General features: G+C 65.1%; 10 protein-coding genes. 7 read left to right on the top strand and 3 right to left on the bottom strand.

The annotated features are described in order from the left end of the window. The first annotated feature begins 369 nt into the window (after window positions 1–369). Window positions 370–1,236, top strand: coding sequence for a lipopolysaccharide assembly protein LapB (locus EXW95_RS15940; RefSeq protein ID WP_174368272.1), 867 nt, complete (start codon window positions 370–372; stop codon window positions 1,234–1,236). A gap of 25 nt (window positions 1,237–1,261) precedes the next feature. Further along, window positions 1,262–2,923, top strand: coding sequence for a S8/S53 family peptidase (locus tag EXW95_RS15945; protein WP_174368273.1), 1,662 nt, complete (start codon window positions 1,262–1,264; stop codon window positions 2,921–2,923). A 65-nt stretch (window positions 2,924–2,988) separates the two neighbouring features. Here the strand turns inward: EXW95_RS15945 and EXW95_RS15950 are convergent, their stop codons facing one another. Beyond that, window positions 2,989–4,995, bottom strand: a complete 2,007-nt coding sequence (locus EXW95_RS15950; RefSeq protein WP_174368274.1) for a DNA gyrase subunit B — start codon at window positions 4,993–4,995, stop codon at window positions 2,989–2,991. Between the two features lie 284 nt (window positions 4,996–5,279). Here EXW95_RS15950 and EXW95_RS15955 point away from each other — a divergent pair, with 284 nt between their 5' ends. After that, window positions 5,280–7,271: a vWA domain-containing protein gene (locus EXW95_RS15955; RefSeq protein ID WP_174368275.1), complete on the top strand. Its 1,992-nt coding sequence runs from the start codon at window positions 5,280–5,282 to the stop codon at window positions 7,269–7,271. A 49-nt stretch (window positions 7,272–7,320) separates the two neighbouring features. Beyond that, window positions 7,321–7,578, top strand: a complete 258-nt coding sequence (locus EXW95_RS15960) for an NAD(P)H-dependent oxidoreductase subunit E (RefSeq protein WP_174368276.1) — start codon at window positions 7,321–7,323, stop codon at window positions 7,576–7,578. Between the two features lie 201 nt (window positions 7,579–7,779). Here the strand turns inward: EXW95_RS15960 and EXW95_RS15965 are convergent, their stop codons facing one another. Further along, window positions 7,780–9,066 carry a S41 family peptidase gene (locus EXW95_RS15965; protein ID WP_371810114.1) on the bottom strand — a complete coding sequence of 429 codons (1,287 nt, stop codon included), beginning with the start codon at window positions 9,064–9,066 and terminating at the stop codon, window positions 7,780–7,782. Between the two features lie 250 nt (window positions 9,067–9,316). Further along, window positions 9,317–9,868: a hypothetical protein gene (locus EXW95_RS15970; RefSeq protein ID WP_174369023.1), complete on the bottom strand. Its 552-nt coding sequence runs from the start codon at window positions 9,866–9,868 to the stop codon at window positions 9,317–9,319. A gap of 259 nt (window positions 9,869–10,127) precedes the next feature. Between EXW95_RS15970 and EXW95_RS15975 the strand changes: the two genes are divergently transcribed. The 3 genes from EXW95_RS15975 (at window position 10,128) to EXW95_RS15985 (ending at window position 13,052) form a co-directional block, all read left to right on the top strand. Further along, window positions 10,128–11,306, top strand: coding sequence for a class I SAM-dependent rRNA methyltransferase (locus tag EXW95_RS15975; protein WP_174368277.1), 1,179 nt, complete (start codon window positions 10,128–10,130; stop codon window positions 11,304–11,306). Between the two features lie 67 nt (window positions 11,307–11,373). After that, window positions 11,374–12,090 carry a M23 family metallopeptidase gene (locus EXW95_RS15980; RefSeq protein WP_174368278.1) on the top strand — a complete coding sequence of 239 codons (717 nt, stop codon included), beginning with the start codon at window positions 11,374–11,376 and terminating at the stop codon, window positions 12,088–12,090. Continuing rightward, window positions 12,087–13,052, top strand: coding sequence for a hypothetical protein (locus EXW95_RS15985; protein ID WP_371810116.1), 966 nt, complete (start codon window positions 12,087–12,089; stop codon window positions 13,050–13,052). The genes EXW95_RS15980 and EXW95_RS15985 overlap by 4 nt, the downstream gene beginning before the upstream one ends. The last annotated feature ends 84 nt before the right edge of the window (window positions 13,053–13,136 follow it).

The following is a 13,136-nucleotide window of genomic DNA, read 5'->3' on the forward strand; positions in this document are numbered from 1 at the left end:
CTCGACGCGCACCTCAGACACCTCGGCGACGACCACCGCCGCCTGTTCCTCGCCCTCGCCGCGCAGGACACCCCCAACCTGGGCGCCACCCGCGCCGCCCTGAACCTCAGCGCCGCCACCCTCGCGAGCACCCTCGACACCCTCACCCGCGAAGGCCTCACCACCCCAGACGGCAGCATCCGCGCCAGCACCCCCGCCCGGCACCTCCTCGACACCCACCCCCTCGACACCACCCTCACCCACCTGCACCTCGCCCGCCACCACCCCCGCGACACCGCCTGGCCCCACTGGCTCGCCGCCCGCGACCTCTGGGAAGACCACGACCACACCCCCTGCGCCGCCGCCGCCCACTGGCACGCCGACCAGGAAATGAAACGCGGCTACCCCGCCAGAGCCGCCAGAACACTGGAAGTCGCCCCGCAGACCGATGAAGTGAAACTACTCCGAGGATGGGTGTTAGTGAAGGCTGGTGATTCAGTTAATGCTGAACATTGGTTGAACAATATAGGCCAAGGCGTTTCCGGCAGTTGGGCGCTGATGTCGGTCATGGCAATGTGCAAGTTTAGATTAGGTAGACTCGATGAATGTAGAGACTTAGCGGAAAAGATCCCGATGAATCTGGGCATATGGAGTGCTCACGCAGCATATGCGCTTGCTAGTTACCATCTCAGAATTGGTAATTATGAAAAAAGTCTTGATTGGTATTATAATTCACGTGATTTATATTATTCTAGTGGTGAAATCTCGTCCGCTATACAATGCGGCGGAATGATTTCTACATTAATTTGCAAAAAAGGAGAAGATCCTCGACTTGCATTTGCCGATGTGTTAGTAGATTCAGAGAATGTTCTGTTAGAAAGGGCTTCAATACTTGTTAACTATGCAGATTGTTTATCTGAGTATTTGGGATACCATGACTTTGAGCAATTTGAATCAATTTATAAAGAAGCAATACAGATATTCCGGCAGAATGAAAATAGTGATGGCGAAGCAAGTGCATTGAATAGCTGTGGAGTGTGCGCCCATTTTGGCGAAAGGTTCGAATACGCGTTAAAATATTATAAAATGGCGTTGAAATGTGTTGAAAGTACAGGAAACATTAGACTTCTTGGAATTATTTCGGCGAATTTGGCGGAAGTGATGGGAGATGCGGACAGAATTAAAGGGGTCATCGATTTTCTATCTCGGTCGGGGCACGGTGAGATAGCAGAACAAATAGGAAATAACCTTCTATGAGGGCACACAAGTGGAGGTATATGCTATGAAAAACATATATTGGTGGTTGATATTGATTTTAATATACGGTAATGCGGGTGCGTTTAGTATTGTTCCAGACCATATAATTAATAAGCTAGGGCTTAATATAGTTATGGACGCCAGAGAGAGTGCTTTCTTTAATGATGGAAGGCGGCCATTTGTAAAAATAGGGAATTCATATTCAGAATGCTATCCAATTCAAAATCTGAATACATGGTATTGTAATATTCCGGATGGAGTACCTATTGGAGAGCAGCAGATTCACCTTCTAGCCTCTAGGATCGGTCCTGTAATATCAAAAGCGAGTGCAATTTTTGGCGCTAAAGAGATATCTGTCATAATATTAAACGATTTGGGGAAGATCGGAGCTGCAAAAAGTGCCACAATATCCCATGTTGATCCGCCTTTCGATATTTGGGCTGCCTCGCTAATTGGTGAAAGTGGTGATCTAGTAAAGAAAAATCTTTACGCAGCTGATTTTGATGGAGATGATGCTCTTTCAAGATCTGATGTGTATATTCCCAAATCTGCTCAATTGTTTGCATCGCAGAACGAAGATGAAAAATCAAGCATCCCGAGGGCTTGCACAAGCGGGATGACGATTATTAGCGAGCCAAAATCGCACATTACTTTAAAAATGTTGTTATCCAGCCAGGAGGACAGCTCCTTGGCGGTAGTCCCGACCAGGGAGCCAACTGTGGGAGACTCTTCTCTGGAATCTGATTTTCAAACTGTTTATTCTGCAGATGAAGCAAGTGTTATGAATGACATTATAATAAAGAGTTTTGGTTTGCCTGAAGATATGCGGGATAAATTTTTAACTCAATATCGTATAGATAAAAACAATGATTCGATGTCCAGATTTGATGTTCCGACAAGTGATTATTATGAGCCGATCAAATCGAAGATCATTATTCTTGATACCTTCGATTCTGAAACTGGAATTGATAATTTCAATTTAGAGAATAGGCTATACCATGGCAAAGTGGTTTACAATATAATTAAGAGTATTGTTGGAGAAAGCGCAGATGTGGTTGCAAGGGATGTCTGCAAAACTGCTAATGGTGTATGCGACACTCGGTATATTATTGATGAGATATGCCAAGCTATATATGAGGCCGGAGAAAGGTCAATCATTATTAATATGAGCCTTTCGGGTAGTTTTGGCGGTAGAGACCTTTTTGAAGTTATAAAGTATGCTTCAGGTGTGGGTATAATCTTTGTTGTATCTAGCGGTAATACCGATAAGTGCTCGGACGACCCTTCTAAATCATTGTGTCGTCAGTATCCGGCGGATTGGATAGGCAAGATTAATGGACTTGCCTTAGGGGGCATTATTTCTGTGGGATCGATTGAGCCTTCGTATGGTAAAGATTCGTTGAGATACGATAAGTTTTCTGATTTTGATATTAAATCTGCAAATAATCCGGATAATTTAAATTATGCATCTATATATGCCCCCGGGGAGTATTACATGATGGATAGAGGCATAGCGGCAATTAAGAGAAAAGGAACATCGTTTTCGGTCCCATACGTTTCAGGCGTGCTCGCCTTATGGCAATACATTTCAGGAGAAAAAATGCCATGTAGGATTGGTGAAGTGGATGTCAATCTTGGGGTAATGGTACTACGTTTTCCTTCTGGTAGCCGTGGTCTAAATTGCTAACTATGTCAATATAAAAACCGGAGATGACCAATATTTTCTTGGGCATCTCCGGCATGAGCGTAAGGTTACACGCTGATTTCAGCGAACCTCGCATTCTCCTGAATGAAGGTCTTGCGCGGGGCGACGTCCGATCCCATCAGGTTTTCGAAGACTTCGTTGGCGACGATGAGGTCTTCGATGCCGACGCGTTTGAGGGCGCGGGTTTCGGGGTTCATGGTGGTGTCCCACAGCTGGTCGGCGTTCATCTCGCCGAGGCCTTTGAAGCGTTGGATGTCGTACTTCTTGCCTTCTTTGTTGGCGCGGGCGACGTGTTCCTTGAGGTCCTCGTTGGTGTAGAGGTACGTGCCTTTCTTTTCGCGGCCGATCATGATGCGGTACAGGGGGGGCTGGGCGATGTAGAGGTATCCGGCTTCGACGACGGGGCGCATGTAGCGGTAGAAGAAGGTCAGCAGGAGGGTGGCGATGTGGCCGCCGTCCATGTCGGCGTCGGTCATGATGATGATCTTGTGGTAGCGCAGGTTGCTGAGGTCGAAGTGCATGCGGTCGCCGGTGCCTTCGACGCCGGCGCCGATGGCGCCGATGAGGGCGCGGATTTCGGCGTTCTTGAGGATCTTGTTCAGTTCGGCTTTTTCGACGTTGAGGATCTTGCCGCGCAGGGGGAGGATCGCCTGGAAGCGGCGTTCGCGTCCGCCTTTGGCGCTGCCGCCTGCGCTGATGCCTTCCACGATGAACAGTTCGCTCTCGCTGGGGTCCTGTGACGAGCAGTCGGCGAGTTTGCCGGGCAGGTCGTCGTTCTCGAGGGGGTTGCTGCGGCGGACGATGTCGCGGGCCTTGCGGGCGGCCTCGCGGGCGCGGGCGGCTTCGGCGGCTTTCTCGACGATGGTCTTGCCGACCTTGGGGTTCTCTTCGAGGAACTCGGCGAATTTCTCGCCGACGACGGCGTTCACGGCGGTCTGCGCCTCGCTGTTCAGCAGTTTGACCTTGGCCTGACTTTCAAACTGCGGGTCGCCGAGTTTGACGGACACGACGCAGTAGATGCCTTCGAGGAGGTCGTCGCCGCTGGGGACGGGGTTGCCGTTCTTGATGAGGTTCTTGTCGCGGGCGTACTTGTTCAGGATGCGGGTGTACGCGGTCTTGAAGCCGGTCAGGGGGGTGCCGCCGTCGCGGGTGCGGATCATGTTGGCGTACGTGAGGATGTTGTCGCTGGCGTAGGTGTTCGCGTGGATGAACGCCACCTCGACTTCCACGTCGCTGTGCTTGCCGCGCATGACGATGGGCTGGTCGTACAGGAGTTTGCTGTCGTCGGTGACGAGGGCGCGGGCGAAGTTGGCGACGCCGCCCTTCTCGTGGAAGGTCTCTTCCTTGATCTGCCCGGCGTGCAGTTCGGTGCGTTCGTCGCGGATGACGATCTTCAGGCCGGTCAGGTACGCCAGTTCGCGCAGGCGGTTGCGGATGCGGTCGTAGTTGAACTGGTTGTCGAACTCCTTGAAGATGCTGGGGTCCGGGTGGAACGACACGCGGGTCGCCCAGGTGATGTCGCTGGGGGTGGGGCCTTCGTCGCGCAGGGGTTTGACGAGGATGCCCTTCTCGAAGCGGACGTTGTGCAGGTGCCCGTGCTTGTTGACGGTGACGTCGAGGTAGAGGCTGAGGGCGTTCACGACGGTGCTGCCGACGCCGTGCAGGCCGCCGCTGACCTTGTAGGCGCCCTGGCCGAATTTGCCACCGGCGTGGAGTTCGCTGAAGATGACTTCGATGGCGGGGCGGCCCTTGCTCTGCATGATGTCGATGGGGATGCCGCGGCCGTTGTCGGTGACGGTGGCGGCGCCGTCGGCGTGCAGGATGATGTGGATTTCGTCGGCGAATCCGGCGAGGCCCTCGTCGATGCCGTTGTCGATGATCTCGGTCAGGAGCTGGTGGTAGCCGTCGATGCCGGTGCCGCCCTGCACGTACATGCCGGGGCGTTTGCGCACGGCGTCCATGCCCTCCAGGACGCTGATGTCGGCGGCGGTGTATTCGGCGCTGGGGCCGGCGGTGGCGGTGATGTCGTGCACGGTGTCGTCGGTCTGGGTCATGTCACTCCTGGGGCGCGGCGCGGCGGGTGGGCCGGGCGGCGGGTGTGGGTGGGGGAGAGGTGGTGTGAGGCGCGCTGGGCGCGTCTTCTGCGTCTGTCCAGTATACTACCAGGGTTGAAAACGGTCAAATATTTTACGCCAATAGCGTAATATCGGTCCGGGTATCGCCCGGCGCACAACCTGCCGAAAACAGCGCCCGAAACGCACAAAACACCGCTCATCCCAGGGGGCCTGTCCACGGACTCGCCCCGTGCGGGCAGGTCAGGCGTCACAATAGGAACCCGATGCCCCGCACCGCCCTCCTGCCTCTCCTGCTGCTGGCGTCCGCCGGGGCCGCGCAGGACGCCTCCTGCTCACTGCCGTCCGGTGACCTGCCCACTCGGACCCGCGTGGTGTTCGTGCTGGACACCAGCGGCAGCATGCGCGGCATCGGGGACGGCCGGGCCGACATCTTCGACCGGGTCAGGGGCCAGCTGAACGCCTTCGTGCGCGCCGCGCAGCCCGACCGGGCCGAGCTGATCACCTTCGACTCGGGTCTGCGGTCCCGGCGGACCTTCGACGCGCCCGCAGGCAGCCCGGCCTGGAACGCCGCGCTGGGCACCCTGCAGGCAGACGGCCGCAACACGTTCCTGTACCGCAGCGTCCGCGACGCGCTGCGGCCCCTGACCGCGCAAGGCGGCGAGGTCACGCAGGTGTTCGTCCTGACCGACGGGATCGACAACGACACCCGCGAGCAGGGGAAGACCGTGACTGCCGAAGGCGCCCTGAACGCCTGGACCGGTCGTGGGCCGCTGGACCGCCTGACGTACGTGGCCCTGGGCGCGGACATTCCCGCCGAGGCGCGCGCCGCGCTGAGTGCCAGCACGTACGCGAGCGGCCTGACGGTGCCCGTGAACGTCGTCCCGGACCTGGGCGGCGCGGGTCTGGAGGGCGGCCTGCGCCGCGTGACGGGGGACGCGCTGCCCGCCCCGTTCCCGGACGGCACGCCCGTGACGCTGGCGAGCGGCACCCCCGGCCTCTCGCTGACCACGGAATCAGTGCAGGGAGGCGAGCTCAGGTTGACCGTCCCGGCCGGACTGCGGCCCGGCACGCCCGCGCTGCTGTGTGCGCCGCCCGTCGCGGGTGCCGCATGGATCGCGCCGAGGGAACGGCAGGTGCTGCTGCGCCTGACCGGGCAGCCGCTGACGTGGCTGAATCCCGGCGCGGACCTCGCCCTGCGCGGCGGGGAGGACGTCGTGCTGCGCCTGCGCGCCGCGCCCGGCGTGAACACCGCCCGCATCACGCTGGGGGCGCTGCCCGCCGGGGTGACGGGCCGCGTGGACGCCCCCGCCGGATCGCGGGACTTCACGGTCACGCTGCGCGCTGCCCGCCCGCTGCCGGACCTGACCGTCACGCCGACCCTCCTGCTGCCGGAGGTGGGGACCGTCCCGCTGCCCACCCTGCGCGGGCAGGCGGGCGGCCGCACGCTGACTGTCCCGGCGACGACCACCGTGAAGCCCCCGGCGCCTACCCCGGCCCCGTCCCCCCGCCCATCCCCGTCCCCGGCGGGCCGCTGGGCGTGGCTGGCGCTGCTGCCCCTGCTCGCGCTGGGCATCTGGGCCGCGCTGCGGCGCCGACCCGCCGCGAAACCCGCGCCGCGCGCCGCGCCCGCCCGCCCGTTCCTGCCGGGCGTCGAGGGCCTGGAGTACCGCGAGGACCGCACCCTGCACCTTGTCACCGCCGACGGCGAGGTCGCGGGCGTGCCCACGCCGCTGGGCGGACCCTTCGACCTGGGGCAGCTGAGCCGCGTGCCGCACCTGAGCGGCCTGCGCGCCGAGCAGCACCGCGACGGCCTGAAACTCCTGCGCCTCCCGCCGGACCTGGACGTCAGTCAGGGCGCGCGACTGCTGCAGGCCGGGGACATCGTCCGGCCCGGCACGCTGATCGGCGTGGCGGTCGCCCGGCAGGTCCGCGCGCCACGCCCCGACCTGGGCGACCTCGCGGGGCTGGGCCTGCCGCTGGCGCTGCACGTCACGGGAGCACACATGCAGGTGCGCGGCCCGTACGGCGCGCACGCGCTGCGCGTCACGGCGCCCGTCACGGACCTGGGGCAGGTGCTGCGCGCCCCCGCCCTGGACGGACTGCGCCTGAGCCTCAGCGGCGGCGTCCTGCTGCTGCTGGCCGCCCCGGACGGCGTGACGCTCCGCGCCGCCGGGGACACCACCCCGCTGCGCGAGAGTCAGCCGCTCCCGCCGCACGTCGTGCTGGACTTCCTGCCCAGCGCGACCACCACGTGACCGCTGCCGAAATGCTCTAGAGTGACCCGCCGCAAGGAGGCCCCCCGCTGTGCCCGTCACCCGCCTGGAAATCTGCACCGAACACCTGAGCATCGACCAACGAGAAGACCTGCTGGACGCCGTCTGGGCGGCGCTGCGCATCAGCCCCGGCATGGTCACCGCCGACGGGAACGTGGAACTGAGTCTCTCGCACTGCGGCCCCGCCGTGGCGCCCGAGGACGCCCCCCTGGTCCGGGTCGGCGACGTCGAGTACCGCAACGTCACCCCCGAGCGCCTCGTGACCCTGATGAAACGCTGGAGTCGCTGACCCGCGCACAGGGGGGGGCCGCGCCAGGACAGTTCCGGCGCGGCCCCCCCTGCCTGCGCTGCGTGTTACACGGATTCCGTTTATTGCGTTAACAACCCGGGACAGCACCGGGTTGCCAACTCCACGTCCGGAACCCGTTTCTCTCCTTCTCGCATCCGCTCGGATTGAACGGCTTTATAAGCCATTCAATCGGAGTCCGTATTACCGCTCGGGTGGCCGCAGGCCCTGCGCGCCCCGCAGGTTCAACAGCGCCGCCTCCAGGGTGCTGTCGCGGCCCGCGGTCGTCAGCAGGTCCAGGTCGGTGGGGGCCGTGACGTCCGGCGTGATCCGCTCGGGCAGGGGCGCGCCGTCCGGCCCGAAGGCCCGCAGGATCGTGACCGACACCACCCCGCCGTCCGGGAGGGGCAGGAAGTTCACGCCGCTGTTCTGCACGCCCCTGGTCGCCTCGCCCACCGCGAGTGCCCCGGCGCGCTGCGCGTAGAACGTGAAGACCTCCGCGCAGGACGCCGTGTTCGGCCCCACCAGCACCGCGGTCGGCCCGGCCCACAGCGGCGCGGGCGGCGGTCCCGGCGGGCGCCCCGTGGGTTTCACGGGGGCCAGCTGACCGTCCAGCCCCCGGTACACGCTGCCGCCCCCGCGTGACTGCGCGCGGTACTCGACGGGCGTGAACACGCTGGCGGCCGCCACGCACTGCGCGAGGCTCCCGCCACCGTTGAAGCGCAGGTCCACGATCAGCCCCTGCGCGCCGCCCGCGCGGGCCTCCTGCACCCGCTTGACGAACAGCGCCGCCGCGTCGGCCGGGAGGAACGTCGGGTAGCGGATCAGCGCCGTGCGGTTCTCCGGCCCCACCCAGGACAGCGTGGGTTCGTCACGGGCCTGCAACTCGGCGCTGCCCAGCGTCAGGGCCAGGTCCGGGCTGCCCGCGCGCCTGACCGTTACCTGGATGGGCTGCGCGGCACGTTCCAGCCGCACGAACTCCTTCGGGCCGACCAGGGCGTCCTCCCCGCCGCGTTTCCCGGCGGCCTCGCCCTGCACGGTGGTGATCAGGTCGAACTCGCGCAGCCCCGCCCCCTCGGCCGGACTGCCGGGCGTGACCCCGGCGACGAGCAGGCCGCCCTCGACCCGCACGACCCGCGCGCCCGTGCGGGGTACCGCGAGGTTCAGCTGCTGCTCGCGCAGACGCTCGGCGCCCTCGGCGTCACGGACGTTCGTGTGCGCGTCCCCGAACGCCCTGAACAGGTCACCCAGCACCGCGCGGCCCGTATCGAACGAGCAGGCGTCCCCCTCGGGCGCGCAGCGCTGCGCGAGGGTGTCCGCGTACTGCCGGGTCAGATCAGTCAGGTCGCCGGTCGCCCAGCCGTAGTAGTTGCGCTGCACCTGCCGGGTCGCCGCGTCGAACAGGTCGCTGGCGGGACTGCCCAGCGCGGCCGGGGAGAGGAGCAGGGCCATGCCCAGGCCCAGCAGGCGAACGCGGAGATTGTGAGGCACGCCTGAAGCTACGGCAAAGGCCAGGCCATATTCGGTACGCGGCGCACCATCGCGCTTCATGAAGCGGGGGGCACGCCACCCCCGCGGAGGCTTATACGGATTCCATCTGTTTCGTTGACAGATCGGAACACCACCGATCTGCCAACTCCACGCCCGGAGGGGCGCTTTGCTCCTTCTCTGCTCCGCAGCTCTACGAGTCGCATCCGCTCGGGTTGAACGGTTTTTGCAAACCATTCAACCGGAGTCCGTATTACAGCCGCGCGCTGGCCTTCATGCCGGTCAGGTCCAGGGTGTCCCCGAAGACGCTCTGGCCGTCACTGAAGCGCATCCCGAAGTAGCCGTGCCCGGCCTTTGCGGCCGTGTCCAGCGCCGGGCCGCCCAGCGTGAACGGCACGCTCTGCCCGGCGGTCAGGGCCAGCTGCCCGATGGCCTGCGCCGCCTCGCCCGCCGCGTCGCACACCACCATGCCCGGCGCGGCGGGCGTCGCCGCGTACCGCGTGCAGGTCGCGGGCAGCGTCGTCAGGTCGGTTCGCACGTACATGTCCACCGCGCGCAGCGTGCCCAGTCCGCCTGTGCGGTACGTGGCGACGCCGCGCACCGTGACCTGCTGCAGGACCGCCGGAACGGTGTTCCCGGCCAGACTGTCCCGCATCAGGTACACGACCTTCCCGCTCAGCGCGCCGCTGGACGGCAGGTCCAGCCGCGAATCCTTCACGTCGACGCTGGGCGTGGGAATCAGGCCACACCCGGCGATCAGGGTGCAGGACAGCAGGGCGAGCAGGGGACGGGCAGCGCGGGGCATCACGCCTGGAAGTATGGCCCGCGCGTCCGTGCCGGAGGGTGAGGGAACGTGTGGGGCGGCGTTCATGCGCGGTCGGGACTTGCAGTGGTGCCCAGCCTTGTCCTGGGGCGAGAAGCAGGCCCTCCAGCTTCACCTCCAACCGCCGGTCTGGACGGCTTCCCGCGCTGCTCGTGTCGGAGGCACCCTGGAACCCCCTCGACCCCTCTGCATGCTGCAGCCCGCACGACCTCGGATTTCTGCGGTCTGGTACCCTGCCCTGATGAAGAAGTCCCCCACCGTGACCCTGCAACCCCAGGCGGTGCGCCGCATCGCGGGCCGCTACCCGTTCGGACACAGCGGCGATATCGCCCGCGCCGACGACGGCATCCAGCCCGGCGAGGTCGTGAACGTCAAGGGCCCCGACTCCAGCAAGGTGATCGCGCGCGGGTACTTCAACCCGCAGGGCGGCACGCCGCTGCGCCTGCTGACGTGGCAGGAGGAGGACATCGACCTGAAGTTCTACCGCGCCCGCGTGAAGGCCGCCCTGGCCCGCCGCGCCGGACGGATCGTGAACACCGACGCCATGCGCGTCCTGCACGCGGAAGCCGACGGGATGCCCGGCGTGATCGCCGACCAGTTCGCCGGAACGCTGGGCGTCCAGTTGCGCAACGCGGGCGTCGAGCGGCACCGTGACCTCATCGTGAAGGCCCTGCGCGAGGAGACGGGCGCCACCAGTGCCTACGAGCGCAGCGACACCGGCGAGCGCCGCAAGGAGGGCCTGGACCTCGTGACCGGCACCCTCTGGGGCGACGTGCCCGAACGCGTGGAATTCTTCGAGGACGACCTGAAGCTGCACTTCAACCCGATGGACGCGCAGAAGACCGGCTTCTTCCTCGACCAGCGCGACAACCGCCGACTGATGCGCACGTTCGTGCAGCCCGGCGCGGGGTTCCTGGACGTGTACTCGTACACCGGCGGCTTCAGCCTGCACGCTGCCAAGGCGGGCGCGAAGGCCGTCGCCATCGACAAGGACAGCGTCGCGCTGGGCGCGCTGGAAGGCGCGGCGCGCGGCAACGGCGTCCAGGTCGGCGTGCGCTGGGGTGACGCCATCGAACAGCTCGACGCGCTGGTCAAGGAGAAGCGCACCTTCGGCGCGATCGTCCTCGACCCGCCCACCCTCGCCAAGCGGCGCGACGACGTGCCCCGCACCAAACGCATCTTCACCGACGGCGCCGCCCGCGCCCTGCGCATGCTCGACAGTGGCGGGCACCTGCTGATCAGCACCTGCGCGCACTACATCCGCGTGGACGACCTCCTCGACGCCGCCCGCGTCGCCGCCGCCGAGGCGAACACCGACGCCGAGGTGCTGGACGTCACCTACCAGCCGGCCGATCACCCGCACCTCCTGAGCGTGCCCGAGAGCCTGTACCTCAAGAGCATCCTGCTGCGCAAAGCCTGAAGGAACGCGCAGGGCAGAAGGTGGGCGCGCCTACCCTGGCACGCGCGGTCGGCGGGCAGCATCGGGTATGGCTGCCCGCCGATTCCTGCTCCTGGCTGCCGCGCTGACCGGCGTGGCCCTGGCCCACTACGCCGCGCCGCTCCCCGTGAGTGCCGTCGCGCCCGCGAAGGCCCAGTTCGGGCTGCCGTTCGCGGGGCCGCCCGGCCCGGACACCTGGATGCTGGGGCAGGGCTACGGGAACACGACCGGCGCGTACCGGCAGCGGCGCAGCACGTACGGAGCCCTGCAGGGCATCCACGCGGGCCTGGATTTCAGTGCGCCGTGCGGCACGCCCGTGCGGGCGATCGGGGACGGCGTGGTGGCCGAGGTGGACGGCCCGCACGGCAGCCCGCCGCACAACGTGGTCGTGGATCACGCCGGGAACCTCTCCAGTCTGTACGGGCACCTGCGGGTGCGGTCCAGCCTGCGGGTGGGGCAGCGGGTCACGCGCGGGCAGGTGATCGGCGAGAGCGGCGACTCGCAGGGCACCTGCGTCAGCGCGCCGCACCTGCACCTGGAACTGCGCGACCGCTCGCACCAGCGCTTCCTGAATCCGCTGCCGTACCTCGCGGCGGACTGGAATTCGCTGGCGCTGGCCGGGAGTTTCGGGCGCGGCTACGAGTACGACCTGGAGCGTCCCCGGCGCTGGCAGACGCCGGACTCGCAGCCCGCCGCGCTGCGGGGCGGCCCGCTGCTGAACGAGTACCGGCAACCCTGGCCGCCCGCCGCCGGGGGTGCCCGGTGAAGCGCACCCTGCTGGCCCTGGCGGCCCTGCTGCTGGGCGCGGTAGAGGCCGCCACCCTGCCGTCCCGCGCGGTCCTGAGCGGCGAGTGCTGCCCCGGCGTGGTGTGGACACCCGACTCACGCTCTCTGTTGTTCCTGGACGGTCCCCCGGCGCGCGGCTCGACCGGCATCTACAGCGTCCCGGCGGACGGGGGAGAGGTCACGCGGCGCTTCTCCAGCGTGGCGTTCTTCTCGCCGTCGCTGCGCTGGGCGGTGCGGCCCGGCGCGGGCGAGGCGACCACCCTGGAACGCCTGACCGACGGGCGGCGCTTCACGCTGCCCACTTTTGGGGCGGACGTCGTCTGGACGCGCGCCGAGACGCGGCTGGCGTACGCGCGCAGCAGCACGAGCGGCAACTTCGACCGGCGCGTGACGCGGGTGTTCGTCGCAGACGTGTTCGGCGCGCCCCGGCTGGTGGCGACCCTCGCGGGCGGCAGCATTCACGGCTGGGTGAACGACTCGACGCTGCTCCTGAGCGGCAAGCCCAGCGCGTCGGCCCGCGACCGGGAGTTGTTCACCCTGGACACCCGCACCGGCGCGCGGCGGGTGCTGCGGCAGGCGCTGAACTTCCGCTCTGTGGCCCTCAGCCCCGACGGGCGGCAGGTCGCGTACACCGTCGCCTTCGACAGCGCCGCCCGCAATGGCCTCTGGCTCCAGGCCACCGTCGGGGGCAGCCCGCGCGAACTGAGCGTGTTCGGTTCCTACCGCTGGCGGGACGCGAACCGCCTGCTCCTGATTCCCCTGAGCACCGGGGGCGGCGCGCACGAGCTGCGGCAGTACAGCGTGCCCGCCAATGCGTGGTCGACGCTGGGCGACCTGGGCGGTCAGGTGCGACTGGCGGACTGGTCGGTCAGTCCCGACGGGCGGAGGCTGAGCTTCCTGAGTGCCCGCGACGGGAACGTGCGCGTGCTGACGCTGCCGTAATGAAGGATGAGGCTGCGGGTCATAGCAGAATCGCGGGCTGACCTGCTACACTGTCTCGTTTCCGAAGCGCAGGGGTGACCTTAC

This window comes from Deinococcus sp. JMULE3 (assembly GCF_013337115.1).
Taxonomy (GTDB): domain Bacteria; phylum Deinococcota; class Deinococci; order Deinococcales; family Deinococcaceae; genus Deinococcus.